The organism is Actinomadura sp. NPDC023710 (assembly GCF_040639875.1).
GTDB lineage: Bacteria > Actinomycetota > Actinomycetes > Streptosporangiales > Streptosporangiaceae > Spirillospora > Spirillospora citrea.
Genome location: NZ_JBFAGB010000011.1, coordinates 149,093 through 174,342, shown reverse-complemented (window position 1 = coordinate 174,342; position 25,250 = coordinate 149,093). Strand labels below are relative to the sequence as shown.

22 protein-coding genes are annotated in these 25,250 nt (G+C 71.2%); 12 read left to right on the top strand and 10 right to left on the bottom strand.

Translation table 11 applies throughout. The features are described from left to right. From AB0H37_RS15315 to AB0H37_RS15270, 10 genes are all read left to right on the top strand, one after another. Complete coding sequence (locus tag AB0H37_RS15315; protein WP_329088031.1) at positions 1–1,020, top strand: sugar ABC transporter permease; 1,020 nt, start codon at positions 1–3, stop codon at positions 1,018–1,020. Then, positions 1,017–1,847 carry a carbohydrate ABC transporter permease gene (locus AB0H37_RS15310; protein WP_360613158.1) on the top strand — a complete coding sequence of 277 codons (831 nt, stop codon included), beginning with the start codon at positions 1,017–1,019 and terminating at the stop codon, positions 1,845–1,847. The genes AB0H37_RS15315 and AB0H37_RS15310 overlap by 4 nt, the downstream gene beginning before the upstream one ends. A gap of 31 nt (positions 1,848–1,878) precedes the next feature. Beyond that, positions 1,879–3,525 carry a glycoside hydrolase family 13 protein gene (locus tag AB0H37_RS15305; RefSeq protein WP_360613156.1) on the top strand — a complete coding sequence of 549 codons (1,647 nt, stop codon included), beginning with the start codon at positions 1,879–1,881 and terminating at the stop codon, positions 3,523–3,525. A 10-nt stretch (positions 3,526–3,535) separates the two neighbouring features. Continuing rightward, positions 3,536–4,594, top strand: coding sequence for a LacI family DNA-binding transcriptional regulator (locus AB0H37_RS15300; protein WP_360613154.1), 1,059 nt, complete (start codon positions 3,536–3,538; stop codon positions 4,592–4,594). A 165-nt stretch (positions 4,595–4,759) separates the two neighbouring features. Next, positions 4,760–6,058, top strand: a complete 1,299-nt coding sequence (locus AB0H37_RS15295; protein ID WP_329088023.1) for an extracellular solute-binding protein — start codon at positions 4,760–4,762, stop codon at positions 6,056–6,058. Positions 6,059–6,257: 199 nt separating this feature from the next. After that, entirely contained in the window at positions 6,258–7,154 is an 897-nt protein-coding gene (locus tag AB0H37_RS15290) for a sugar ABC transporter permease (RefSeq protein WP_229810162.1), read from the top strand. Further along, positions 7,151–8,053, top strand: coding sequence for a carbohydrate ABC transporter permease (locus tag AB0H37_RS15285; RefSeq protein WP_229810120.1), 903 nt, complete (start codon positions 7,151–7,153; stop codon positions 8,051–8,053). Before AB0H37_RS15290 ends, AB0H37_RS15285 begins: the two co-directional genes overlap by 4 nt. After that, a complete protein-coding gene (locus tag AB0H37_RS15280) occupies positions 8,050–9,474 on the top strand; it encodes a GH1 family beta-glucosidase (RefSeq protein ID WP_179836309.1) in 1,425 nt (474 codons plus the stop codon). The genes AB0H37_RS15285 and AB0H37_RS15280 overlap by 4 nt, the downstream gene beginning before the upstream one ends. Before the next feature lie 34 nt (positions 9,475–9,508). Further along, positions 9,509–10,519, top strand: coding sequence for a LacI family DNA-binding transcriptional regulator (locus AB0H37_RS15275; protein WP_329088018.1), 1,011 nt, complete (start codon positions 9,509–9,511; stop codon positions 10,517–10,519). Between the two features lie 53 nt (positions 10,520–10,572). Then, positions 10,573–11,055, top strand: a complete 483-nt coding sequence (locus tag AB0H37_RS15270; RefSeq protein WP_360613151.1) for a nucleoside deaminase — start codon at positions 10,573–10,575, stop codon at positions 11,053–11,055. A gap of 18 nt (positions 11,056–11,073) precedes the next feature. Here the strand turns inward: AB0H37_RS15270 and AB0H37_RS15265 are convergent, their stop codons facing one another. Beyond that, positions 11,074–11,397, bottom strand: a complete 324-nt coding sequence (locus AB0H37_RS15265) for a protealysin inhibitor emfourin (protein WP_179836312.1) — start codon at positions 11,395–11,397, stop codon at positions 11,074–11,076. Between the two features lie 70 nt (positions 11,398–11,467). Continuing rightward, a complete protein-coding gene (locus AB0H37_RS15260) occupies positions 11,468–11,860 on the bottom strand; it encodes an SSI family serine proteinase inhibitor (protein ID WP_360613149.1) in 393 nt (130 codons plus the stop codon). 280 nt (positions 11,861–12,140) lie between these two features. Here AB0H37_RS15260 and AB0H37_RS15255 point away from each other — a divergent pair, with 280 nt between their 5' ends. Then, the gene (locus tag AB0H37_RS15255; RefSeq protein WP_360613147.1) at positions 12,141–12,620 is read left to right on the top strand and encodes a nuclear transport factor 2 family protein; all 480 of its coding nucleotides are present in this window, start codon (positions 12,141–12,143) and stop codon (positions 12,618–12,620) included. Here the strand turns inward: AB0H37_RS15255 and AB0H37_RS15250 are convergent. Beyond that, positions 12,608–13,333, bottom strand: coding sequence for an SDR family NAD(P)-dependent oxidoreductase (locus tag AB0H37_RS15250; RefSeq protein WP_329088009.1), 726 nt, complete (start codon positions 13,331–13,333; stop codon positions 12,608–12,610). The genes AB0H37_RS15255 and AB0H37_RS15250 overlap by 13 nt on opposite strands. Positions 13,334–13,437: 104 nt before the next feature. Here AB0H37_RS15250 and AB0H37_RS15245 point away from each other — a divergent pair, with 104 nt between their 5' ends. Next, entirely contained in the window at positions 13,438–14,268 is an 831-nt protein-coding gene (locus AB0H37_RS15245) for a helix-turn-helix transcriptional regulator (RefSeq protein WP_360613145.1), read from the top strand. Between the two features lie 24 nt (positions 14,269–14,292). Here AB0H37_RS15245 and AB0H37_RS15240 read toward each other — a convergent pair whose 3' ends face one another. The 7 genes from AB0H37_RS15240 to AB0H37_RS15210 form a co-directional block, all read right to left on the bottom strand. Then, positions 14,293–17,280: a glycoside hydrolase family 3 C-terminal domain-containing protein gene (locus tag AB0H37_RS15240; RefSeq protein WP_360613143.1), complete on the bottom strand. Its 2,988-nt coding sequence runs from the start codon at positions 17,278–17,280 to the stop codon at positions 14,293–14,295. A gap of 107 nt (positions 17,281–17,387) precedes the next feature. Beyond that, positions 17,388–18,377, bottom strand: coding sequence for a LacI family DNA-binding transcriptional regulator (locus AB0H37_RS15235; RefSeq protein WP_329088004.1), 990 nt, complete (start codon positions 18,375–18,377; stop codon positions 17,388–17,390). Positions 18,378–18,458: 81 nt separating this feature from the next. Then, complete coding sequence (locus AB0H37_RS15230; RefSeq protein WP_360613140.1) at positions 18,459–19,823, bottom strand: GH1 family beta-glucosidase; 1,365 nt, start codon at positions 19,821–19,823, stop codon at positions 18,459–18,461. After that, positions 19,823–22,114, bottom strand: coding sequence for an alpha-xylosidase (gene yicI / locus AB0H37_RS15225; protein WP_360613138.1), 2,292 nt, complete (start codon positions 22,112–22,114; stop codon positions 19,823–19,825). The genes AB0H37_RS15230 and yicI overlap by 1 nt, the downstream gene beginning before the upstream one ends. Further along, entirely contained in the window at positions 22,114–23,007 is an 894-nt protein-coding gene (locus AB0H37_RS15220; RefSeq protein WP_360613137.1) for a carbohydrate ABC transporter permease, read from the bottom strand. Before AB0H37_RS15220 ends, yicI begins: the two co-directional genes overlap by 1 nt. Then, positions 23,004–23,918 (bottom strand): sugar ABC transporter permease, encoded by a 915-nt coding sequence (locus tag AB0H37_RS15215; protein WP_360613135.1) that lies wholly within the window; start codon positions 23,916–23,918, stop codon positions 23,004–23,006. The genes AB0H37_RS15220 and AB0H37_RS15215 overlap by 4 nt, the downstream gene beginning before the upstream one ends. After that, positions 23,915–25,198, bottom strand: a complete 1,284-nt coding sequence (locus AB0H37_RS15210) for an extracellular solute-binding protein (RefSeq protein WP_329087994.1) — start codon at positions 25,196–25,198, stop codon at positions 23,915–23,917. Before AB0H37_RS15210 ends, AB0H37_RS15215 begins: the two co-directional genes overlap by 4 nt. Positions 25,199–25,250 lie beyond the last annotated feature (52 nt).

Below are 25,250 nucleotides of genomic sequence, written 5' to 3'. Positions count from 1 at the left end.
ATGACCACCACCGAGAGCGCGCCCGCCGCCGGCACCGCCGCGGCGGGCGCGCCCCGCGGACGCGGGAAGGGCGACGTGCAGGGGACGCGGCGGCTCGCGGCGCTCCTGCTGTCGCCCACCCTGCTCGTGCTCGCGCTCGTCATCGGCTACCCGGTCCTCGCCGGGTTCCGCGAGTCGCTGTACGCGCGCGGCGAGGGACTGGACGCCGACGGGTTCGTCATGGAGGGCGACCGCTTCGTCGGCCTCGACAACTACACCGCGATCTTCCAGGGCGACCGCGCCGACGCCTTCTGGAACGCCTTCTCCAACACCACGTTCTTCACCCTCACCACGGTCGTCCTGGAGACGGTGATCGGCGTCGCGATGGCGCTGATCATGCAGCAGGCGTTCCGCGGGCGGGCGCTGGTGCGCGCGAGCATCCTCGTCCCCTGGGCGATCCCGACCGCGATCTCCGGGCTGCTGTGGCGGTGGATCTTCCAGGCCGACGGCGCCGCGAACGCGGTGCTGCGCCGGGAGATCCTGTGGACCGCCGACGGCTTCCCCGCCAAGGCGGCCGTCGTCATCGCCGAGGTGTGGAAGACCTCCCCGTTCATCGGGCTGCTCGTCCTCGCCGGGCTGCAGATGATCCCCCGGGACGTCTACGAGGCCGCCCGGGTGGACGGAGCCGGCCCGGTGCAGCAGTTCTTTCGCATCACGCTGCCGCTGGTCAAGCCCGCGCTGCTGGTGGCCGTGCTGTTCCGGATGCTGGACGTGCTGCGGATGTTCGACCTGCCCGCCGTGCTGATCGGCGTCAACCAGAAGTCCGTGGAGACGCTGACGATGATCGCCTGGTTCGAGGCGTCCAACCTGCGGTACGGGTCGGCGGCGGCGTACGCGACCGTCCTGTTCCTGTACGTCGCGCTGATCGCGTACCTGTTCGTGAAGCTGCTCGGCGCCGACATCATCGGCGAGGCCCGCGGGCGCACCAGGCGCGCACGCCCCGTACGGACGGCGCGCGGCAGAAGGAGGGCGGCGGCATGACCGGCTCAGCGGTGAAGCGGGCACTGTCCACCCTCGGGTTCGCCGCCGTCGCGGTGTACTGCCTCGCGCCGTTCTACTGGATGGCGATCTCGGCGTTCCGCCGCCCGCAGGACCAGTTCGACAACACGCTCGTCCCTTCGCGGTGGTCGTGGGAGAACTTCTCCGCGGTGTTCTCCGGCGACAACGGCTTCGGCCGCGCCCTGCTGAACAGCGTCATCGTGGCGGGCGCCACCACCGTGCTCACCCTGCTGATCGGCACGTTCACCGCGTACGCGCTGGCCCGGCTGGACTTCCGGTTCAAGAACGCGGTGCTCGGACTGATCGTCGCGACGACGATGTTCCCGGGAATCTCGCAGCTGGTCCCGTTGCTGAAGCTCTTCACCGACATCAAGTGGATCAACACCTACCAGGCGATGGTGCTGCCCAGCCTCGGGTTCGCGCTGCCGCTGTCGGTGTGGCTGCTCACCGCGTTCTTCCGGCAGCTGCCGTTCGAGCTGGAGCAGGCGGCGATGGTGGACGGCTGCACCCGCGGCCAGGCGTTCCGCAAGATCATCATTCCGCTGGCGGCGCCCGGGGTGTTCACCACGGCGATCCTGACCTTCATCGCCGCGTGGAACGAGTTCCTCATCGCACTGTCCATGGTCAACAAGAAGGAGATGCAGACCGCGACCGTCGCGATCTCCAAGTTCACCGGCGTCTCCGGGTTCGACCAGCCGTTCGGCACCCAGATGGCGGCCGGGGTGATCGTGACCGTTCCGCTCATCGCCGTGGTGCTGGTCTTCCAGCGCCGGATCGTCGCCGGGCTCACCGCCGGCGGCGTCAAGTAGCACCCGACAGCTCCCGACAAGAAGGATGTTCATGACCCAGGACACCCTGCTCGTCCACACCGCCGGCGACCGCGCCGAGGGCGGAGGCTGGTGGCGCGACGCCGTCATCTACCAGGTGTACGTGCGCAGCTTCGCCGACTCCGACGGCGACGGTGTCGGCGACCTTCCGGGCATCCGGTCGCGGCTGCCCTACCTGGCCGGCCTCGGCGTCGACGCCCTGTGGCTGACGCCGTTCTACGTCTCGCCGATGGCGGACTTCGGCTACGACGTGGCGGACTACCGCGACGTCGACCCGCTGTTCGGCACCCTCGCCGACGCCCGCGACCTGATCGCTGACGCACACGCGCACGGGCTGCGGATCATCGTGGACGTCGTGCCGAACCACACCTCCGACCGGCACGCCTGGTTCCGGACCGCGCTCGCCGCGGCCCCCGGATCCGCCGAGCGCGACCGCTACATCTTCCGGGACGGGAGGGGACCGGGCGGCGCCGAACCCCCGAACGACTGGGAGTCGGTGTTCGGCGGCCCCGCCTGGACGCGGGCACCGGACGGCCAGTGGTACCTGCACCTCTTCGCGTCCGAGCAGCCCGACCTCGACTGGGAGAACCCCGAGGTCCACGCCGAGTTCGCCGACGTTCTGAGGTTCTGGCTGGACCTCGGGGTGGACGGTTTCCGCGTGGACGTCGCCCACGGCATGGCCAAGGCGCCGGGCCTGCCCGACGTGGGCCACCCGAACCAGACGGAGATGCTCGGCACGGCCGTCCTGCCCTACTTCGACCAGGACGCCGTCCACGACATCCACCGCGCGTGGCGCCGCCTGCTCGACTCCTACGGCGGGGAGCGGATCGCCGTCGCCGAGGCGTGGGCCCCCACGCCGCAGCGACTCGCCGACTACACCCGGCCCGACGAGCTGCACCAGGCGTTCAACTTCCACTACCTGACCGCGCCCTGGGAGGCGGCCGGGATGCGGAGGGTGATCGAGGAGTCGCTGCGCACCGCCGGGGGCGTCGGCGCACCCGCGACCTGGGTGCTGTCCAACCACGACGTGAAACGCCACGTCACCCGGTACGGCGACGGCGAGACCGGCCTGCGGCGCGCCCGCGCGGCCGCGCTGCTGACGCTAGCGCTGCCCGGCTCGTCCTACGTCTACCAGGGCGAGGAGCTCGGCCTGCCGGAGGTCCTGGACCTGCCGGAGGAGTTCCAGCAGGACCCGCAGCGGCTGCGCGGCGAGGGCGCGGGCCGCGACGGCTGCCGCGTCCCGATGCCGTGGGAGGGCGAGGAGCCCCCGTTCGGGTTCGGCGCGGGCACCGGGTCCTGGCTCCCGATCCCCACCGCGTGGCGCGACCTGACCGTCGCCGCGCAGGACGGCGACCCCGGCTCCATGCTGGCTCTCTACCGTGAGGCGCTGCGCGTCCGCCGCGAGCATCCGGCGCTCGGCGACGGAGATTTGTCCTGGATCGCGGGTCCACCCGGCACACTGGTCTTCGTGCGTGCGGCCAGGGGCGGGAACGGGCGGCTCGCGTGCGCGGTCAACATGGGCGACGCCACCGCGCGCGTCCGCGTGCGGGGGACCCCGCTCCTGGCGAGCGGGCCGGTCCGCGCCGACGGCTCCGTGAACGGCGGAGACGTCGACCTGCCCCCGGACACCGCACTGTGGTGGGACGTCGAGGAGGGATAACTTGAAACCTATGACGACGCGCCTGGCGGACATCGCGGCACACGCCGGGGTGAGCGAGGCGACGGTGAGCCGCGTGCTCAACGGCAAGCCGGGCGTGTCCCCGACCACGCGCCAGGCGGTGCTGACCGCCCTGGACGTGCTCGGATACGAGCGCCCGGCCCGGCTGCGCCAGCAGCGGGCCGGGCTGATCGGGCTGATCATCCCCGAGCTGACCAACCCGATCTTCCCGGCGTTCGCCGAGGTCATCGAGAGCGCGCTGGCCCGGCACGGGTACATGGCGGTGCTGTGCTCGCAGGCGCCGGGCGGCGTCGCGGAGGACGACTACATCGAGATGCTGCTGGAGCGCGGCGTCGCCGGGATCATCTTCGTCAACGGCCTGCACGCCAACGCCAACTCCGACCGCGCCCGCTACGCACGGCTGCTCGAACAGGCCCTGCCGATCGTCCTGGTCAACGGCCACCGTCCCGACATCGACGCGCCGTACGTCTCCAACGACGACGTGGCGTCGATGGAGGCGGTGGTCGCGCACCTGGCCGCAATGGGCCACCGCCGGATCGGCCTCGCGATCGGCCAGGACGTGTACGTGCCGACGCGGCGCAAGACCGAGGGGTTCCGGCGCGGGATGGCCGCGCACACCGGGCTCGCCCCGGACGAGGTGGACGAGCTGGTCGTCAACACCATGTACACGGTCGAGGGCGGGCAGGCGGCGGCCGCGAAGCTGCTCGACGCGGGCTGCACGGCGATCTGCGGCGGCAACGACATCATGGCGCTCGGCGCGATTCGGGCCGCCCGGGCGCGCGGCCTCCAGGTCCCCGATGACGTGTCGGTGACCGGCATGGACGACTCGCTGCTCACGGCCTACCTCGACCCCCCGCTGACCACGGTCCGGCAGTCGGTGCGGGAGATGTCGATGGCCGCGGTGAGCACCGTCCTGGACGAGATCCGCGGCACCCGCGCGCCCCGCACCGAGCTGCTCTACCGGCCCGAACTCGTCGTCCGGCGGTCCACGGCCCCGGCCCCGGCGGCGGCCCGGCTGACCCACGTCAAGGGAGGGCTGACCCGGCCCTGACGGGCTGTCGGACCAGGCCTGACCCGCCGGCGCGGCGGCCAGGTTCTTGTAACGGTTGTGTTTCGGCACATTGACAGTGAGCCGGGTCACGGTCTTTCATCCGTGGGAGCGCTCCCACACCGATGCACCACCACAACCTGAGAGGGGTCCGCCATGAGGGCCATCATGCGGCGCGGACTGAGTACGGCGATGGCGGCGGTACTCGTCGGCGGCCTCGCCGTCGCGTGCGGCGGCGACGACGGCGACGACAAGGGAGGCTCCGACAGCGGGCCGGTCGAGCTGACCGTCGACGTCTTCGGCGAGCCGGGTTACGACGCGCTCTACAAGCAGTACGAGCAGTCCCACCCCAACGTGAAGATCAAGCAGCGCAAGGTCTCCACCCTGGACGAGTACAAGCCGCGCATCCAGCAGTGGATGGCCACCGGCAGCGGCGCGGGCGACGTCGTCATGCTGGAGGAGGGCATCCTGCCGCTCTACATGCAGCAGAAGGCCAAGTTCCTCGACCTGTTCGACTACGGCGGCAAGGACCTGGAGAAGAACTTCCTGCCGTGGAAGTGGCAGGCGGGCCTCACCGCGGACGGCAAGCAGCTCATCGGCCTCGGCACCGACGTCGGCCCCCTCGCCATGTGCTACCGCACGGACCTGTTCAAGAAGGCGGGCCTGCCCACCGACCGCGCCGAGGTCGGCAAGCTCTGGCCGACGTGGGACGCGTTCCTGTCCACGGGCCAGAAGTTCCAGGACAAGGTGCCCGGCAGCAAGTGGCTGGACGGCCCCACCGCCGTCTTCCGCGCCACCGTCCTGCAGAATGCCGGCAGCGGCCCGGGCTACAGCTTCTTCGACAAGAGCGACAACCTCGTCTTCGACAGCAACCCGCCGGTCCGGCAGGCGTTCGACACGACGATGAAGTTCGAGCAGAGCAAGCTCACCGCCGATATGTCGATCTTCACGCCGCCGTGGCAGACCGCCCTCAAGCGGGACACCTTCGCGACCCTGCCGTGCCCGTCCTGGATGCTCGGCGGCATCGAGGAGTTCTCCGGCAAGGCCGGCAAGGGCAAGTGGGACGTGGCGACCACGCCCGGCGGCTCCGGCTACTGGGGCGGCTCGTGGCTCGCGGTGCCCAAGCAGACCAAGCACGCCAAGGCCGCCGCCGAGCTCGCCAAGTACCTGACCTCCCCCGAGGGCCAGGTCGGCGCGTTCAAGGCCGCGAACGTCTTCCCGTCCTCGCCGCAGGCCGCCCAGGACCCGGCGGTCGCGGGCGCCAAGAGCGCGTACTTCAACGACGCCCCGATCGGGCAGATCTTCGGGCAGCTGGTCGCCGCGGTGAAGCCGGTGCACCTCGGGCCGAAGAACGAGGACGTGCGCGCCGCGGTGGAGAACGTCCTGATCTCCGTGGGCCAGGGCAAGCAGAAGCCCGACCAGGCCTGGACGAAGTCCGTCGACGAGGCGAAGAAGGCCGCCAGGTAGCCGGCGGCCCCCGACCGCGGCGGCGGCGCCGTGCCGTACCTCCCCGCCGGCGCCGCCGCCGTCCCACTCCCCGCTTCGTCCCGTCCTCGGAAAGGAGGCGCACGACGTGACCACCGATCTGCGCCCCAGCCGGAACGGCCCGCCGCCGGCCTCGCCCGCGGCGGCGCGGCCGGATCCGCGCCGCACCTGGCGCGCCCGGCTGGCCCGGCTCGACGTGAAGGGCGCGCCCTACGCCTTCATCTCGCCGTTCTACCTCGTCTTCCTGGTCTTCGGCGCGTTCCCCCTCGTCTACACGCTCTGGGTCTCCCTGCACGACTGGGAGCTGGCGTCGGGGACGCGCGAGTTCGTGGGGCTCGACAACTACGACTACCTGCTGACCGACGCCGACTTCTGGCACGCGACGGTCAACACCCTCGGGATCTTCGCCGTCTCGACCGTCCCGCAACTGCTGGTCGCGCTGCTGATCGCCAACACCCTGAACCGGCGGATGCGGCTGCCGACGCTGTTCCGGATCGGGATGGTCGCCCCGCTGGTCACCTCGACCGCCGCCGTCGCGATCGTGTTCACCCAGATGTTCGACAAGGACTGGGGCATGGTCAACTGGGCGATCGGGCTGGTCGGCATCGACCCGATCCACTGGTCGAGCAGCCGCGGCTGGTCCTGGGTCGCCATCGCGATGATGGTGGACTGGCGCTGGACCGGCTACAACGCGCTCATATACCTGGCCGCCATGCAGGCGATCCCGAAGGACCTCTACGAGGCCGCCGCGATCGACGGCGCGTCCCGGATCCGGCAGTTCTGGCAGATCACGGTGCCGATGCTACGCCCCACCATCATCTTCACCGTGATCATCTCGACGATCGGCGGGCTCCAGCTGTTCACCGAGCCCGTGCTGTTCAGCGTCGGCACGCCGAACAAGATGGACGGCGGCCCGATGCACCAGTTCCAGACGATCACGATGTACATGTACGACAACGCGTTCGGGCATGACCGCTACGGCTACGGCGCGACGGTCGCCTGGGCGCTGTTCGTGATGATCATCGTGTTCTCCCTGATCAACTTCCTGGCCGTGCGCCGCACGGGAGGCACCAAGTGACCACGCTCCTCGCCGGCCCCGGCGGCCGGAACCCCGGCGGCAGGCGCGCCGCCGCGCACCCCGGGCGCTACCGCGGCCTGTGGAACGCCAGCCCGCTGACCTACCTCACGCTGGTCGTCGCGCTGGCCCTGTCGGTCTTCCCGATCTACTGGATGATCATCGTGGCGACCCGCACGAACAGCGTGGTCGCCGACGTCCCGCCGCCGCTGCTGCCGGGCGGCCACGGCGGCGACAACGTCGGCCGGCTGTTCGACAACCCGGAGGCCTATTTCGCCAAGGGCCTGCTGAACTCGGCGCTCGCCTCCGCGGCGGTGACGGTCTCCACGGTGTTCTTCGCCTCGCTGGCCGGGTTCGCGTTCGCCAAGCTGCGCTTCCGCGGCAAGAACGGGCTGCTGCTCACCATCATCGCCACGATGATGATCCCGGTGCAGATGGGCATCATCCCGCTCTACATGATCATGGTGAAGCTGGGCTGGCAGAACCACCTGCAGGCGGTCATCGTCCCGTTCCTGGTCACCGGGTTCGGGGTGTTCATGATGCGGCAGTACGCCGACCAGGCCGTCCCGGACGAGCTGATCGAGGCGGCCCGCGTCGACGGGTGCACCACGTTCGGCATCTACTGGCGGGTCGTGCTCCCCGCGCTGCGCCCCGCCGCGGGCGTCCTGGGGCTGTTCACGTTCATGCAGACCTGGAACGAGTTCATGTGGCCGCTGGCGGTGCTGAGCCCGGACAACCCGACGGTGCAGTTGTCCATCAACAACCTGGCGAACGCCTACTTCAAGGACTACACGCTCATGTTCGCCGGGACCAGCGTGGCGATCCTGCCACTGCTCGTGGTGTTCATCGTTTTCGGCCGCCAGATCATCGGCGGGATCATGGAAGGTGCAGTGAAGGCGTGACCTCCCTCAAGGACGACACCAGCGCGGCTCCCGCCGCACCCTTCCCGACCGGGTTCCGCTGGGGGGCCGCCACCGCCGCCTACCAGATCGAGGGCGCCGCGGGCGAGGATGGGCGCGGACCGTCCATCTGGGACACCTTCTGCCGCACGCCGGGCAAGGTCCTGCGCGGCGAGACGGGCGACGTCGCGGTGGACCACTACCACCGCTTCCCCGAGGATGTGGCGCTCATGGCCGACCTCGGGCTCACCGCGTACCGGTTCTCGATCTCCTGGCCGCGGGTGCAGCCGGCCGGGGCCGGGGCCTTCAACACCGAGGGCCTCGACTTCTACCGGCGGCTGGTGGACGCGCTGCTGGAGGCGGGCATCGAGCCGTGGCCGACGCTCTACCACTGGGACCTCCCGCAGCCGCTGGAGGACAAGGGCGGCTGGCCCGAGCGGGAGACCGCCCACCGGTTCGCCGAGTACGCCGACCACGTGCACGCCGCGCTCGGCGACCGCGTCGCGCACTGGATGACGGTGAACGAGCCGTGGTGCGCGGCGTTCCTCGGCTACGCCTCCGGCGACCACGCCCCCGGGCGCGTCGACCCGCCGGGGTCCCTGCTGGCCGCGCACCACCTGATGCTCGGCCACGGCCTGGCCGTCGAGGCGATGCGCGCCCGCCGCCCGGACAACCGCTTCGGCGCCGCCGTCAACCTCTATGCGGTCTCCCCCGCGACCGGCGACCCCGCCGACGCCGACGCGGCGCGCCGGATCGACGGGCTGCAGAACCGGCTGTTCCTCGACCCGCTGCTGCTCGGCCGCTACCCCGAGGACGTCCTCGCCGACACCTCCCGCTACGGGTTCACCCCGCCCGACGCGGACCTCGCGGTCATCAACCAGCCGCTCGACCAGCTGGGCATCAACTACTACTCGCGGCACACCGTCGCGGGGACGCCCGGCGAGGCGGCGCAGACCGCGTCGTCGCCGTTCGCGACGAACTCCCCCTGGCCCGGCAGCGGCCACGTCCGGTTCGTGCCGGCCGGGCGCCCGGTCACCGGGATGGGCTGGGAGATCGACGAGAGCGGCCTGCACGAGGTGCTGACCCGGCTGCACCGCGAGTACCCGTCCGTCCCGCTGTACATCACCGAGAACGGCGCCGGCTACGACGAGGTCCCTGACGGGGATGGCACGGTCCAAGACGCGGGCCGCATCGCCTACCTCGACGCGCACCTGCGGGCCTGCCACGACGCCATTTCCGAAGGGGTCCCGCTGCACGGCTATTTCACATGGTCACTGCTGGATAATTTCGAATGGGCTTGGGGCTACTCCAAGCGTTTCGGGCTGGTCCACGTCGATTACGCCACGCAGCGCCGGGTGCCCAAGGCCAGCGCACGGTGGTACGCCGGAGTGATCCGGCGGGGCGGGCTGCCCGAGCGGGGCTGACCCGGGGGCGACGGCACGGACGAAGGGGGGCCAGATGACGGGCAGGAGCACGCGCCCGACCCTGGAGGAGGTCGCGGCGCGGGCCGGCGTGGGCCGCGGCACGGTGTCCCGGGTGGTCAACGGCTCGCCGCGGGTCAGCCCGCAGGCCCGCGAGGCGGTGCGCAAGGCGATCGAGGAGCTCGGGTACGTGCCGAACCGCGCGGCCCGCACCCTCGTCACCCGCCGCACCGACACCGTGGCCCTGGTCGTCGCCGAGTCCGACCAGCGGCTGTTCGGCGAGCCGTACTTCGCCGGGATCATCCGCGGGATCAGCAACGGCCTCGGCGACACCGGCCTGCAGCTCCTGCTCGCCCTCGCCCGCTCCCCCGCCGAGTACGGCCGGCTGGAGGACTACCTCACCACCCAGCACGTGGACGGGGTGCTCCTCACCTCCCTGCACGCCGAGGACCCGCTGCCCGCGAAGCTGGAGGCCAACGGGGTGCCGACCGTCCTCGGCGGCCGTCCGCCCGGCCTGCACCCGGTCAGCTACGTCGACGTCGACAACCGCAGCGGCGCCCGCGAGGCCGTCGGCCACCTGATCGCGGGCGGCCGGCGGCGCATCGCGACCATCGCCGGCCCGCAGGACATGGGGGTCGGCATCGACCGGCTGGCCGGCTACCGGGAGGCGCTCGCCGAGGCGGGGCTGCCCGAGTACGTCGAGTACGGCGACTTCGGCGAGGCCAGCGGCATCTCCGCCGCGGAGCGGCTGCTGGCCGCCGAGCCGTCCCTGGACGCGGTGTTCGCCGCCGACGACCCGATGGCGCTCGGCGCGCTGCGGGTCCTGCACCGCAGCGGGCGCTGCGTCCCCGACGACGTCGCGGTGATCGGCTTCGACGACTCGGCCGCCGCGCCGCTGGCCGACCCGCCGCTCAGCACCGTCCACCAGTCGCCGGAGGAGATGGGCCGGGAGATGGCCCGGCTGCTGGTCTCGCGGATCCGCGGCGAGACCGTCGCGGACCCGGTCGTCATCCTGCGCCCCCACCTGGTGCTGCGCGACTCCGCGTGAGGACGGACCGCGCATATGATCATTCGAGTCGTCCCGCGGCAAGGAGCCGAGCCATGGCCTACGAACCGACCGCCGCCGAGCGCGTCTTCCTCGACCGCTGCGTCGAGCTCGCGAGGGAGGCGCTGGAGGCGGCCGACGAGCCGTTCGGGTCCGTGCTGGTGTCGGCGTCCGGCAAGGTCCTGTTCGAGGACCGCAACCGCACGGCGGACGGCGACCAGACCCGCCACCCCGAGTTCGAGATCGCGCGGTGGGCGGCGGTCAACATGACGCCGGACGAGCGCGCGGCGGCCACCGTGTTCACCTCCGGCGAGCACTGCCCCATGTGCTCGGCCGCGCACGGCTGGGTCGGCCTCGGCCGGATCGTGTACATCATGTCCTCCCGGCAGCTCGTGGCCCTGCGCACCGAACTGGGCTCCCCTGCCGGGCCGGTGCGCGCCATTCCGATCCAGGAGGTGGCGCCGGGCGTCCCGGTGGACGGGCCGGTCGCCGCCCTCGAAGCGACGATGCGCGAGCTGCACACGCGCGCCGGCGCCTGAGGGCGGCGGGTCCGGGGCTCACCTCCCGGTCAGCGCCTCCAGCCGCTCGACGGCGTCGCGCCAGTCGGACGGCAGCCAGCACCGGGTCGCCCGGTGCCCGCGGTAGGTGAGCGTGTAGGTGAAGTGGTCGGCCACCTGGCAGCCCTCGGACGAGGACCCGGTGGTGACGACGCGGCTCAGCGCGTCCTTCAGGCCGCGCATCTCCTGCGCGCCGAGCGCGACCTTCTCGTCATTGACGAGCGCCGTTCCCGACACATCCACGGCCACCTTCTGGTGAATTCCGGCGAATCCCCCGGAACGCTCGTAGGTGACCAGCACATCCGGTCCGGTGTAAGCGAGCATGGCATCTCCTTTGTGCGCGGGCCGCCGGACAGCACCCCGCTCCCCCTTCCGGCGGCCCGCAGATCGTGGGTTACTCGCCGAAAATGATTCCGCCGGTGGCGCGCACGGCGATGCACCGGTTCGGATACGTCCGCGCGAAATGCCGGGCGGTTCCGCGCCAGACGCCGTTGGCGATCACCGTGACGGGCGCGTGCTCCAGCGTGCACGGCTCCGGCCGCGCGGGGACGCGCCCGACCTCGCCGCCGGCGGCTTCGAGCTGGTCACAGGCCCGGGACGCGGCACCGTGCGCCCCTCCGTCCGGGTCGCACCACAGGGTCCGCGTGGTGGCGGGACCGTTCTGCGGTATCACCGTGAGCAGGTAGGCGCCGACCGGGCCGTCCGCCCGGGCCGGCACCGCCGGGGCGAGCATCGCCATTCCGGCGAGAACGGCCGCCCACCGGAAACGGGCACGCGACATGTGCATGTCTTCCTCCCTGGATCGCCCGCCGCGATCTGCGGCAATGGCCGGCGGGGCACCCGATGGTGGCAAATGTCCCGCCGCATCCAGACATTAGGTGCCACAAACTGCCCCAAACAAGGCCATTATTCGTCCCAAGTCGGCCACCCGTTCATTCTTAAATCACGTCTACCCGAATGTGCAATGCCAATATGTGGCGAATTGCCCGCCGACTGTGCTATTCGCTTCGTCCCGTCCAACGGGACCTGCCCGTCGCGCCGCCCCGCCCGTGGACCAGGATCGGACCATGCCCGCCGACCAGCCGAGCCACCAGGCCATCGCGAACCTCGTCCACCGCTACGCCTCCTGCGTCGACGGCGCGGACTTCGCGGGCATCCGCGACCTGTTCGCCGACGCCTCGTTCACCGGCAGCGGCGGCACCCTGCGCGGCGGCGAGGCGATCGCGGCGATGTTCGAGCGGACCGTGATCGTCCACGCCGACGGCACCCTCCGCACCAAGCACGTCACCACGAACCTCGCCGTCGAGGTGGACGAGGAGGCGAGCACGGCGACGTCCAGGGCCTACTACACCGTCCTCCAAGCCGTCCCAGGGCTCACCCTCCAGCCCATCGCCTGCGGCACCTACGACGACACCTTCACCCGCACCGACGGCCGCTGGCACTTCACCGCACGCCGCATCACCCTCGACCTGGCCGGCGACCTGACCCACCACCTCCGCAGCCCCGAGAACCTCCCGCCCCACGCGTCGTCACCTCACCAGGGGTAGGTGCCGCCGTTCTCGTTGAGGAAGACCCCGGTCGCGTCCTCGGCGAGCTGCCTGGCTATGTGGGCTCCGCCCTCATCAGCGCTCAGGACGCCGGTGTGACCGTTGAGGTCGGTGGCGCAGAAGCCGGGCGACAGCGCGTTGACCCGGATACCGGAGTCCCGGAGGGCGTTGGCGTAGATGAGCGTGACGGCGTTGAGCGCCGCCTTGGACGAGTTGTAGCCCAGCAGGGTCGCGAACCGGGCGAATTCCGCGTCCGGATCGCTCAGGAAGGCGAAGGTCCCGAGCCCGCTGGAGACGTTCCCGACGTAGCCGGACGGCGACCTGCGCAACAGCGGCAACATGGCGTTGGTGACGGCGACGACGCCGAACACGTTGGTCTCGTAGACCGCGCGCAGGTCGTCGACGGGCATCTCGCCCGGCGGCCGCGACCCGTCCCGGGTGGTGACCGCGTTGTTCACCAGGACGTCGAGGCGGCCGTAGTCGGCGTCGACCAGCTCGGCGGCGGCCGCGATCGTCGCCGGATCCGTCACGTCCAGCCTGACGAACCGGACGTCCAGCCCCTGCCCGGCCAGGCTCGCGGCGGCGGCCGTCCCGCGGCCCGGGTCCCTCGCACCGAGCAGCACCGTGTGTCCGGCCCGCGCCATGGCGCGGGCCGTCGCCAGGCCGATGCCCTTGTTGGCGCCCGTGATGAGAACGATCAGCTTCGTTGTCATGGGACGGAACCCTGCCCGCTCGGCCGCGCGGGCGGGAGAGCACTGCCGAGGCTGGTACCGGCGGTCCCATGGTGGCCGCGCGGCCGGGCGGTCACACTGGAGCCATGCAGCACGGGGACCGGGCGGAACTGGCCGCCTTCCTGCGGCGATGGCGGGCGCGGGTGCAGCCGTCCGAGGTCGGGCTGGAGCGGGGACGACGCCGCACGCCCGGCCTTCGCCGCCAGGAGGTCGCGACCCTCGCGGGGATGTCGGTGGACTACTACGTCCGGCTCGAACAGGGCCGGGGGCCGCGGCCGTCGCGGCAGACGCTCGCCGCGCTCGGGCGGGCGCTGCGGTTGACCGACGACGAGCGGTCCCATCTCCACTACCTCGCCGGGGAGGTGCCCGCGCCGCCGGCGGCGCCGGTGCGCGAGGTGCGGCCGGGCCTCCTGCACCTGCTGGAGAGGCTCGTCGACACTCCCGCGCTCGTCTGCGACGCCAAGTACGACGTCCTCGCCTGGAACCCCATGGCCGCCGCCCTGTTCGGGGACTTCTCCACCGTTCCCGAGGACGAGCGCAACGTCGTCTGGCGCTTCTTCGCCCGGCCGCAGGCCCGTGACCGCCTCGATCCCGGCGACGCCCGCCGGTTCGCCCGCGAGGCCGTGGCCGACCTGCGCGCGGTGACCGCCCGGTACCCGCGCGACCCCGGCGTCCGCTCCCTCGTCGAGCGGCTGCTGGCCGCGAGCCCCGAGTTCCGGACGCTGTGGGCCGACGGCGACGTCCGCCTCCGGCGCTCGACGCGCAAGCTCATCCGGCACCCGGTCGCGGGCCTGCTCGACCTCCAGTGCGAGGCCCTGCACGACCCGGCCCGCGACCAGTGGACCGTCTTCTACACCGCGGCCCCCGGGTCCCCCACCTCCGACGCGCTCCAGGCGCTGAGGGGCGCGAACCTGTGAGGTCGCGCCCCTCGGCCCGGAAGGTCAGCGGGACAGGGAGAAGGTGCTCAGGCGGGTTTCGCCCTTGAAGACCAGGTAGACGTCGTGGTCGCCGTGGGTTCCGGCCAGTGGCGCGGTGATCTCCTTGTAGGTGTAGTCGCCGGCGGTGGGCGGGACGGTGAGGGTTCCGGCGCGGGGGCCGTCCGGACGATCCAGGCGGACTTCGACGGTGGTCGCGGACGTGCCCGCGACGCGAGCGGTGATCCTGCCGGTGGACGAGCCGAGGGCGGCGTCGGCGAACTTCAGCCAGGAGCCGGCCGCACCGGTCACCGCGTCACCGGACGTCTTCGTCTCGTCGACCAGCCGGATGCCGTTCTGGTCGTCGAAGTCGGCGGCGCGGGTCGGCTTCGCGAGGTCGCGGGCGGGGATCGTCTCGCCGCGAACGTCGAGGGCCGCGCGCTGCCGGATGTCGGTGGACGAGGAGCCGATGAGCAGGTCGTGCTTCGAATTCTCGACCGCCCACCGGTTGCGCGTGACGTCCCAGAAGGCGAGGTCCGACGCGTTCAGCCGGAGGTTCGCCGTCACCGTCCGCCCGGGGGCCACGTGAACCTTGGCGAAGGCGCGCAGCCTCTTCGCCGGCTGCTTCACCCTCGACTTCTGCTGGTGGGTGTAGAGCTGGACGACCTCGTCCCCGGCCTTCTCACCGGTGTTGGTCACCGGGACCGACACGGTGACCGTCCCGTCGCGTCCGATGGAACGGGCGCTGAGCCGCGGCTTGCCGTACCGGAACGTGGTGTAGGAGAGGCCGTGCCCGAACGGGTAGAGCGGCTTGCCCTTGAAGTACTGGTACGTCCGGTCCGACTTGATGATGTCGTAGTCGAGGATGTCGGGCAGGTCGGCGTCGGAGCGGTACCAGGTCTGCGGCAGCTTGCCCGAGGGGCTCTCGTCGCCGAACAGCAGGGACGCCAGGGCGTTGCCCGTCTCGGCTCCGGCGTGGCTCGTCCACAGGATCGCCGGGACGTTCTCCTGCTCCCGGCCGAGCGTGGTGGGGTAGCTGTTCTCCACCACGACGACCGTGTTCGGGTTCGCCTTGCGGACGGCCTCGACGAGTTCCGACTGCCCTTCGGCGAGCGCCATCGTGGTGCGGTCGTGGTCCTCGCGGCCGTTGATGAACGGCATGCTGCCGACCACGACGACGGCGGCGCCGGCGCCGGTCACGGCCTTGACCGCGGAATCCACGCCGCTGCTGACGACGTCCTTGGTGAAACGCGACGCCTCGGCCTTCGTGGTGAGGGCGAGCGTTCCGTCGTCCTGCGCCTTCACATAGATCTTCGCCGGGTCGGCCCAGTCGTAGGCCTTCTCGTAACCGGCGTAGCGGAGCAGGTAGTCGCCGCCGTCCTGCTTCTCCAGCCCGAACATCTGCTGGACGAACCAGCCGTTCGGCTGGTCCTGGTCATTGGCGAAGGTGTCGCCCCAGTTGAAGCGGCCGACCGTCTTTCCGTTGGCGGCGCTGCGCAAGGTCACGATGCCCTGGCCCCAGTCGAACACGTCGAACTGCGTCGTGGCGTCGGAGGGCGAGGCGGGTCCGGTCTTCAGAACCGCGCCGGGGCCCGTTCCGCCGGCGATGTACCTGCCGGTCTTCACGTCCTTGAGCGCGATGCGGTCGACGCCCTCGCTGGAGGCCACCGCGCCGGCGCGCTTCCTGATGCCGTCCAGCGGCGTGACCTCGTAGGGCAGCGAGCCGGAGTACCAGTCGGTGTAGAGGGTGTCGGACAGCGGTCCCACGACCGCGACCTTCTGCTGCGAGAGCGGCAGCGTTCCGCGCCGGTTCTTCAGCAGCACCATCTGCTCCGCCGCGGCCGTGCGGGCCAGGGCGCGGTGTGCGGGGCTGTCCACCGCGTCCTTGGTGATCTTGCCGAAGGGGCCGCCGCCCGGGTCGAACTCGCCGAGCCGCACCCGCACGCTCATGATGTGCCCTACCGCCCGGTCGATGTCGGGCTCGGCGAGCAGCCCGCGCGACAGCGCCTCCTTGACCGCGTTCACGGTGATGGAGGAGTTCGTGTCGTCGGTGGTGAAGCTGTCCACGCCCGCCTTGAGGATCGCCGCGTCGCCGGTGGGGAGGTCGGGGTGGTACTTCTGGGAGCCGACGAGGTTGTTGGGGGCGCCCGCGTCGGTGACGTTGAACAGCGTCCGGTCCGACCAGGAGCGGACGAGCCCGCCGGCGTCGGGGGTGACCGTGGCGGGACGGCCGTTGACGAGGTTGTAGGACGTCATGATCCCGGTCGCGGCGTCGCGGGCGAGCGGCATCCGGAACGGGACCTCGTCGTACTCCTCGCGCACCCGGGGCCGCAGGCTGGAGGACGTCTGGTCGCGGCGGATCTCGTTGTTGTTGGCCATGTAGTGCTTGAGGACCGGCGCCGCCTTGAGCCGCTCGGGGTCGTCGCCCTGCATGCCGCGGCCGTAGGCGGTGGCGAGCAGGCCGGTGAGCAGCGGGTCCTCGGAGTAGCCCTCCTCGTTGCGCCCCCAGCGCGGGTCGCGGAGCAGGTTCACGACCGGAGCCCACAACTGCAGGCCCCAGACGTCGGGGTTCTCGCTGTTGTAACCGCGGGCCTCGTCGCCGACGGCCGAGCCGATCCTCTTCATCAGGGCCGGGTCCCAGGTCGCTCCGAGCCCGACCGACTGCGGGAACACCGTCCCCTTCGCGGTCACGACGGCGCCGCCGTTGTGGACGTCGGTGGACCAGGCGACCCCGTGCAGCGCTTCGGTGCCGGTCTTGAACCGGCCGATGCCGAGCCGCGGGATCGCGGGCTGGTACTGGTGCAGCAGCGAGATCTTCTCGTCGAGCGTGAGGCGTCCGACGAGGTCGTCCACCCGGGCCTGGACGGGCAGCCGCGGGTCGCGGAACGGGTGGGCCTCGCGGGCGGCGGCGGGCGCCGTCCACGCGAGGGGGGCCGCCAGAGCGGCGGCGAGGACGAGGGTCAGCGACCGGCTGCGCCGGCCGGGGGAACGGGGGTCGCGACGGGTTCTGTGCAACGGTTCTCCTTCTGGAACGTCCCCCGAGCAATCGTGTGTCGAAGCGCTTCGATAACGGGGCGGGAAGGGCCCCTCTCCTCCTTCGTCGGTGTGGGGGAACCGGCCTCTCAGCTGGGCGCGGGCGCGCTGCTGGCGCGCCGGGTCAGGGTGGGCGGGAGCAGGGTCGCGGCGGGCACGGGCACGCCGTCGAGCTTGGACATCAGCAGTTCCACGGCGCGCCCGCCGACCTCCTCGGCGGGGATCGCCACCGACGTCAGGGGCGGCTCGGCGTGCTCGGCCATCTCGTCCGGGCACAGCGCGACGACGGACACGTCCTCGGGGACGCGCCGGCCGGCGGCGCGCAGAGCCCGCACCACGGGGCCGACGACCGGCTCGTTGTGGACGAGGACGCCGGTGAGGCCGGGACGCTCGGCGAGCAGCCGGGCGACGAGAGCGCGGGCCGCGTCCGCGGTCGCCTCGCACGGGTGGACCTCCCCGGCCAGGCCGTGCGCGGCGACCGCGGCGGCGAACCCGTCGGCGACCCGCTGGGCATAGCCGGTCTGCCGCGCGTACACCTCGGGCGGCGAGCCGATCAGCGCGATCTCCCGGTGGCCGAGCCCGGCGAGGTGCTGGACGCAGACCGCGCCGGCGGCGTGGAAGTCGAGGTCGATGCAGGTGAGGTCGCCCGCGTCGGCGGGGAAGCCGATGAGCACGCTCGGCCGGTCCAGGGAGCGCAGCAGCGGCAGCCGCGGATCCCTCATCTGGACGTCCATGACGATCAGCGCGTCGACCAGGGCGCTGTCGGCCACGCGCCGCAGGCCGTCCTCCCCCTCCTCCTGGGTGAGCAGCAGGACGTCGTGGTCGTGGCGGCGCGCGGCGGTGACGACGGAGACGGCGAACTGCATGACCACGGGCACGGCGATGCCGGAGCGGAGCGGGATCATCAGCGCCAGCACGTTGGAGCGGCTGCTGGCGAGCGCGCGGGCGCCCGCGTGCGGCCGGTAGCCGAGCTCGCGGATGCTCGCCCGGACGCGCCGCCGGGTCTCCTCGGAGATCGAGCGCTTCCCGCTCAGCACGTAGGAGACCGTGCTCGGCGACACTCCCGCGTGCCGTGCCACATCAGTGATCTTGACCACGGACCGTCCCGTCGTCCTCGAAGCGGTGGAGAGTGCGAATGATCGTAACGCCGCGCGCGGGCGTCACGACGGGCCGCCGGCGATGGCGTCGCGGTACCAGTGGGCGCTGTCCTTCCAGGTGCGGTCGCCGGTGGCGTAGTCGACGCGGACGAGGCCGAACCGCTTGGAGTAGCCGTAGGCCCATTCGAAGTTGTCGAGCAGCGACCAGGCGAAGTAGCCGCGGACGTCGGCCCCCGCCTCGCACGCCCGCTCGACGGCGGCAATGTGGTCGCGCAGGTAGGCGATGCGCGGCTCGTCCCGGACGCGGCCGTCGCCGTCCACCGCGTCGGCGAACGCGGCGCCGTTCTCGGTGACCATGAGCGGCGTGTCCGGGTACTCGCGGTGCAGCCGCAGGAGGAGCTCCTCCATGCCGGTGGCGTCGATCGGCCAGCCCATCTCGGTGCGGGGGCCGGGCTGCCCGGCGAACTCGACGGCGTCGCAGCCGACGAACGGACTGGCCGCGCCCCTGCGGTGGCCGTCCGCGTGGGCGCGCGGGGTGGTGCCGTCCCAGTCCCGGACGAGGGTGGGCGAGTAGTAGTTGACGCCCAGTACGTCCAGTGGCGCGGCGATGATGTCCGCGTCCCCGTCGCGCAGGAAGCCCCAGTCGGTGAGGTGCGCCGTGTCCTCCAGGAGGTCGGCGGGGTAGCCGTTGCCGACCATCGGGTCGAGGAACACGCGGTTGGCGACGGCGTCCACCCGCCGGACCGCCTCCGCGTCGCCGCGCAGGTGGTGCAGGTTGAGCGTGACCGAGTGCCTTGCGGACGGCGACACCACGCCGCGCAGCGCGCGGACCGCCAGGCCGTGCGCGAGGTTCAGGTGGTGCGCGGCGGTGAGCGCGGCGACCGGGTCGGCGCGGCCGGGGGCGTGCACGCCGGACGCGTGGCCGAGGAACGCCGAGCACCACGGCTCGTTCAGCGTCGTCCAGGTGTGGACGCGGTCGCCGAGGACGCGCCCGACGCGCTCGGCGTAGTCGGCGAACCGGCGGGGCGTGTCGCGGTCCGGCCAGCCGCCGGCGTCCTCCAGCGCCTGCGGCAGGTCCCAGTGGTAGAGCGTCGCGACCGGGGCGATGCCGTGGTCGAGCAGCCCGTCGACCAGGCGGGAGTAGAAGTCCATGCCCTTGGGGCTGGGCGCCCCGTCCGGCATGACCCGCGACCATGAGATGGAGAACCGGTAGGCGCCGAGACCGAGCTCGGCCATCGTCGCGACGTCCTCCTCCCAGCGGTGGTAGTGGTCCGTGGCGACGTCGCCGGTGTCGCCGTTCAGGACCTTGCCGGGGGTGTGGCTGAAGGTGTCCCAGATGGACGGTGCGCGACCGTCCTCCTGGGCCGCGCCCTCGATCTGGTAGGCGGCGGTGGCCGCTCCCCACAGGAACCCTTCCGGGAACCCCATCAGCTCTCCTCTTCCATGGTGACGACCACTTCGCCACTGGTCGCCTTGACGAGGACACCGTACGGATGGTCTGACGGCTCTCCGCCCTCGACCGCGGCCACGCGCGCGTTGACGAAGAGGACGTTCCAGTTTCCCTCGCCCGTCACGCGCAGGTTTTCAGCATGTCTCACCGTCGTGAATGTGCTGTCACCGACCTGGGTGACGACGGTGGTGCCGTCGGCGGGCTCGTACACGCGCAACGTGACGCCGTCGGCATGGTCGTAGTCGGGACGGTCGTCCACCGCGCCCTCCGGAAGGACCGCACCTGGGCGGACGAGCAGCGGCACGCTGTCGAACCCGTGCCGTTCACGAACCCAACGGCCGCCCTCGACCCGCTCGCCGGTGAGGTAGTGCGTCCACACGCCCTCCGGCACGTAGTAGGCGACCTCCCCGCCGGACGAGAACACCGGCGCGACGAGCAGGTCGTCGCCCAGCATGTACTGGCGTTCCAGATGCGTGCAGGCGGGGTCGTCCGGGAAGTCGACGACCATCGCGCGCATCATCGGCAGCCCTTCCCCGTACGCCTGGCGGGCCGCGCCGGCCAGGTAGGGCATCAGGCGCATCTTCAGGCGGGTGAAGTGCCGCAGGACGTCCACCGACTCTTCGTCGAACAGCCACGGCACCCGGTAGGAATGGCTGCCGTGCAGGCGGCTGTGCGAGGACAGCAACCCGAACGCGATCCACCGCTTGAACAGCGCCGGATCGGGCGTGCCCTCGAAACCGCCGATGTCGTGGCTCCAGTAGCCGAACCCTGACATGCCCAGGGAGAGGCCGCCGCGAAGGCTCTCCCCCATCGCCTCGAAGCTCGATTCGGCGTCGCCGCCCCAGTGCACGGGAAAGCGCTGCCCGCCGGTCGTGGCGGACCGGGCGAAGACCACCGCCTCGCCCTCACCGCGCTTCTTGCGGAGCAGGTCGAAGACGGTCTGGTTGTAGAGGAAGGTGTAGTAGTTGTGCGCCCGTTCCGGGTCCGAACCGTCGTGGTGGACGACGTCGGTGGGGATGCGTTCGCCGAAGTCGGTCTTGAAGCAGTCCACGCCCATGTCGAGCAGCGCTTCCAGCTTCGCCGCATACCATTCCCGCGCCTCGGGATTGGTGAAGTCGACGACGGCCAGGCCGGGCTGCCACTTGTCCCACTGCCACACGTCCCCGTCCGGCCGGTTCAGCAGGTAGCCGCGCGAACGCCCCTCCTCGAACAGCGGCGAGCGCTGCCCGATGTAGGGGTTGATCCAGACGCAGACCCGCAGGCCGCGGTCCCGCAGCCGGCGCAGCATCCCCTCCGGGTCGGGGAACACCCGCGGGTCCCACTCGAAATCGCACCACTGGAACTCGCGCATCCAGAAGCAGTCGAAATGGAAGACGCTGAGCGGCAGGTCGCGCGACGCCATCCCCTCGATGAACGAGGTGACGGTCTCCTCGTCATAGGACGTCGTGAACGAGGTGGACAGCCACAGCCCGAACGACCAGTCGGGCAGCCGCGCGGGCCGTCCGGTGAGCGCCGTGTACTTGCGGAGGATCTCCTTCGGCGACGGCCCGTAGATGACGAAGTACCGCATCGACTGGCCCTCGACGCTGAACTGCGTCCGGGCGACGGCCTCCGACGCCACCTCGAACGAGACCCGCCCGGGATGGTCGACGAAAACGCCGTAGCCCGCGTTGGTCAGGTAGAACGGCACGTTCTTGTACGCCTGCTCGCTCGCCGTTCCGCCGTCGGCGTTCCACACGTCCACGGCCTGGCCGTTCTTCACCAGCGGCCCGAACCGTTCACCGAGCCCGTAGACGAAGTGGTCGACGCCGAGGTCGAGCTGTTCCCGCACGTAGTGGCGGCCGTCGTCGGTGTCGATGACGGCCTGCGCCTTGGGCGCGCTCCCGGTCAGACGGCGCCCGCCCGCGAGGAAGTCCACGCCCCACTCCCCCTCGCGCCCGACCCGGACCGACAGGGCGCCCGACGTCAGCGTCGCCGCCTCCTCGTCCACGGACACCTCCCCCGTCGGGTCGGCGGCCAGCTCGAAATCGGGACCGCGCCGCCGCTCCCCCGCGAAATGGGTGAGGGTGACGCCGATGACGTCCGGCATCGGCGACTCGCACGTCACCGTCACCACCGGACCCTTGAGCAGGTCGCCCCGGTGCCGGATCCGCTGCACCGGCGCGTGCACCGTGAACGCGCCCGGCCCGGCGTCCACGTCGAGGACCTCCACCGGATGCGACGCCCGCACACCCTCGCGCAGCATCCAGTAGCCGTCACTGAACTTCATTACTTGATTGCCCCCGCCGTGAGTCCGCGCGCAAGGGTGCGCTGGAAGATGAGGAAGAACGCGACGGTCGGCAGGAGGCCGAGGAGCGACGCGGCGCTGGACATGGTGGCGTCCATGAGGCGCTGGCCCTGCAGGACGCCGAGGGCGACCGAGACCGTCTGGTTCTCGTTGGAGATGAGGAAGACCATGGGGATCAGGAACTCGTTCCAGGTCCACACGAAGAAGAACACGAGCAGGACCGACAGCGTCGGCCGGACGACCGGGACGACGACCCGCCACAGCACCTGCCACCGGCCGGCGCCGTCGATCCGCGCCGCCTCCAGCAGCGGGCGCGGGAACGCCGCCATCACCGACGACAACAGGTAGGTGCCGAACGCGCTCTGGATGACCGTGAACACGATGATCACGCTGATCCTGGTGTCGTACAGGCCGACCTGCTTCGCCATGTAGTACAGCGGGTAGACGAGCGCCTCCTGCGGCAGCGTGTTCGCCAGGAGGAGCAGGGCGAGCACCCACATCCGCCCCTTGATCCGGCCGATGCCGAGCGCGTAGGCGTTGAGCACCGACAGCAGCACGGCGAGGACGGCGACGGAGCCGCTGACGACCGCGCTGTTCAGCAGGACGTGCCCGAAGTCGACGCGCTCCCAGAACTGCCGGACGCCGTCCAGGTGGAACCCGTCCGGCGGCGACAGCGGGCCGTTCGAGGAGTACTCCTGCGGCGTCTTCAGCGCGTTGAAGACCACCACGACGAACGGGAGCAGCATCACGCCGGCGAGCGCGACCAGCGCCACCAGCACCGCGTAGGCGGACGGGCCGCGGCGGCGGGCGCGGCGGGCCGCGCCCCGGCGGTCGCGCGGCGGCGCGCCCGCCTTCCTCGTCAGCGTCGCGGTCATCGCCCCTCCTCCAGGTCGCGTCCCTGCAGGCGCAGGAAGACGACGGTCAGCGCGAGGATGACCAGCGTCAGCACGGTCGCGATCGCCGAGCCGTAGCCGACGTCGGACTTCTCGAAGAAGTTGACCCAGGAGTAGTAGGACGGCACGTTCGTCGCCCCGCCCGGGCCGCCCTTGGTGAGCACGAAGATCTGCGGGAAGGCCTTCAGCGCGGCGATCGTCGTCCACAGCAGCACGACGAAGATCTCCGGCCGGATCTGCGGGACGGTGACGTGCCGGAACCGTCGGCCCCACGAGGCGCCGTCGATCTCCGCCGCCTCGTACAGCGACGGGTCGACCCGCTGCAGCCCCGACATGAAGATCACCAACGGGAAGCCGATCTGCATCCAGACCATGACGCCGACGACGCTCCACAGGGCGGTGGCCGGGTCGCCGAGCCAGTCGTGCGCGAGGGAGCCGAGGCCCACGGCGTCCAGGAGCGCGTTGACAGCGCCGTTCTCCGGGGCCAGCAGCCAGCTCCACACCACGCCCGCGATGACGACCGGCAGCACCTGCGGCAGGTAGACGCAGGCGCGCAGGACGCTCGCGGTGCGCGGGCCGAAGTGCCGGTCGACCAGGTCGGTCAGGGCCGCGGCCAGCACCAGCCCGATCATCGTCGGGACGATCGCCATCCCGAAGATGATCAGGACGTTGTGCCGGAACGAGGCCCAGAACTCCCCGTCCCGGACGAGCTCGCGGTAGTTGCCGAGCCCGATCCACTCGGGGGCGCCGACGCCCGTCCACTCGGTGAAGCTCGTCCCGATGTTCATCAGGAACGGCACCCCGATGACGGCGGTGAACAGGAGCAGGCCGGGGAGCAGGTAGGGCAGGTAGCCCCACTGCTCCCGCGACCCGCCGCGGCCTGGCGTCGTCACTTCGGCAGGCCGCCGTCGTAGGTCTTCTGGATGCCGCCGAGGACCTCACCCGGCGCGGTGCCGTTCATGAGCTTCTGCGTCTGCGCCACCCAGGCGTCGTAGAAGCCGGCGACCGGCCAGTCGGGGTAGTAGGCGAGCCCGTCGGACCGGGTCAGCCCGTCGAAGTCGGCGATGAGCTTCTTGGCCTTGGCATCGGTGATCGCGGACGGGTCCGCCGCGACCGGCACGCCGCCCGCGTTGCCGAGCGTGGTCTGCGCCTGCTTCTTCATCGTGATGTCGATGAAGTCGTAGGCGAGCTGCTTGTTCTCCGACCCCTTGGGGACGACCCAGAGGTTCCCGCCCGAGCCGAGCGTCATCTTGGCGCCGGGCCAGACGGCCGTCTCCCAGTCGAACTTCGCCTCCGCGGCGACCCGGCCGAACCACCAGCTCCCGGAGAACATCATGGGGAACTTGCCGCTCATGAACGCGACGCCGGCGTCCTCCGCCTTGAGGCTGACGGACTTCTTGGCGATGTAGCCCTTCTTCACCCAGTCGGCGAAGGTGGTCGCCCCGTAGGTCCATGCGGCGTCGTTGAAGTTCGTCTTGCCGGTGTAGCGCTGGAAGGCGTCCACCCAGGCGCGGTCGGCCTTGTCCAGGGCGAGCTGGTAGACGAACTGGTGCGCCATGTACTCGGCGCCCGCGTTGGTCAGCGGCGTGACGCCCTTGGCGACGAACGCGTCCATCGCGGCGGTCAGCTCGGCGAACGTCGTCGGGATCTTGACGTCGTTCTTCTCGAACAGGTCCTTGTTGTAGTAGACCTGCAGGTACTCCGCATAGTCAGGGACGCCGTACCATGTGTCGCCGCCCATCGTGCCCTTGGCGTCGTACTTGGCGGTGACCTGGACGTTCGGGCTGATCAGCTTGTCCCAGCCCCGCTTGGTGACCTCGGGGGTGAGATCGGTGAGCAGGCCCTGCCTGGAGAGCATGCCGGCGGTCGCGTTGCCCTTGTTGTACTCCATGACGTCGGGGGCGTCCTTGGAGTTCAGCACCATGGGCGCGGTCTTCTGGATCTGCTCGAAGCCCTTCTCCTCGAACGTCACCTTGACGCCGGGGTGGGTGGCCTCGAACTCCTTGATCGCCTCGTCCCACGCCTTGCCCATGGCGCTGTCGGGGGCCTCGTAGTGCCAGAGCTTCAGCTCCTTGCCGCCGGAACCGCCGTCGTCGCCGCCGCACGCCGTGAGCGACAGCGCCGCCGCGGCAAGGGCGGCGAGCACCGCCGCGCTCCTGCCTGCCTTGATCATGGGTCTTCCTCCGGGGTGGGACCGAGCGCCTGTCGAAGCGCTTCGATTGCCG

Excerpts from the sequence above, each read along its gene's own strand:
- AB0H37_RS15315 (WP_329088031.1), top strand. The coding sequence starts at position 1 with ATGACCACCACCGAGAGCGCGCCCGCCGCCGGCACCGCCGCGGCGGGC.
- AB0H37_RS15310 (WP_360613158.1), top strand. The coding sequence starts at position 1,017 with ATGACCGGCTCAGCGGTGAAGCGGGCACTGTCCACCCTCGGGTTCGCC.
- AB0H37_RS15305 (WP_360613156.1), top strand. The coding sequence starts at position 1,879 with ATGACCCAGGACACCCTGCTCGTCCACACCGCCGGCGACCGCGCCGAG.
- AB0H37_RS15300 (WP_360613154.1), top strand. The coding sequence starts at position 3,536 with ATGACGACGCGCCTGGCGGACATCGCGGCACACGCCGGGGTGAGCGAG.
- AB0H37_RS15295 (WP_329088023.1), top strand. The coding sequence starts at position 4,760 with ATGCGGCGCGGACTGAGTACGGCGATGGCGGCGGTACTCGTCGGCGGC.
- AB0H37_RS15275 (WP_329088018.1), top strand. The coding sequence starts at position 9,509 with ATGACGGGCAGGAGCACGCGCCCGACCCTGGAGGAGGTCGCGGCGCGG.
- AB0H37_RS15270 (WP_360613151.1), top strand. The coding sequence starts at position 10,573 with ATGGCCTACGAACCGACCGCCGCCGAGCGCGTCTTCCTCGACCGCTGC.
- AB0H37_RS15265 (WP_179836312.1), bottom strand. The coding sequence starts at position 11,397 with ATGCTCGCTTACACCGGACCGGATGTGCTGGTCACCTACGAGCGTTCC.
- AB0H37_RS15260 (WP_360613149.1), bottom strand. The coding sequence starts at position 11,860 with ATGCACATGTCGCGTGCCCGTTTCCGGTGGGCGGCCGTTCTCGCCGGA.
- AB0H37_RS15255 (WP_360613147.1), top strand. The coding sequence starts at position 12,141 with ATGCCCGCCGACCAGCCGAGCCACCAGGCCATCGCGAACCTCGTCCAC.
- AB0H37_RS15250 (WP_329088009.1), bottom strand. The coding sequence starts at position 13,333 with ATGACAACGAAGCTGATCGTTCTCATCACGGGCGCCAACAAGGGCATC.
- AB0H37_RS15245 (WP_360613145.1), top strand. The coding sequence starts at position 13,438 with ATGCAGCACGGGGACCGGGCGGAACTGGCCGCCTTCCTGCGGCGATGG.
- AB0H37_RS15230 (WP_360613140.1), bottom strand. The coding sequence starts at position 19,823 with ATGGGGTTCCCGGAAGGGTTCCTGTGGGGAGCGGCCACCGCCGCCTAC.
- yicI (WP_360613138.1), bottom strand. The coding sequence starts at position 22,114 with ATGAAGTTCAGTGACGGCTACTGGATGCTGCGCGAGGGTGTGCGGGCG.
- AB0H37_RS15220 (WP_360613137.1), bottom strand. The coding sequence starts at position 23,007 with ATGACCGCGACGCTGACGAGGAAGGCGGGCGCGCCGCCGCGCGACCGC.
- AB0H37_RS15210 (WP_329087994.1), bottom strand. The coding sequence starts at position 25,198 with ATGATCAAGGCAGGCAGGAGCGCGGCGGTGCTCGCCGCCCTTGCCGCG.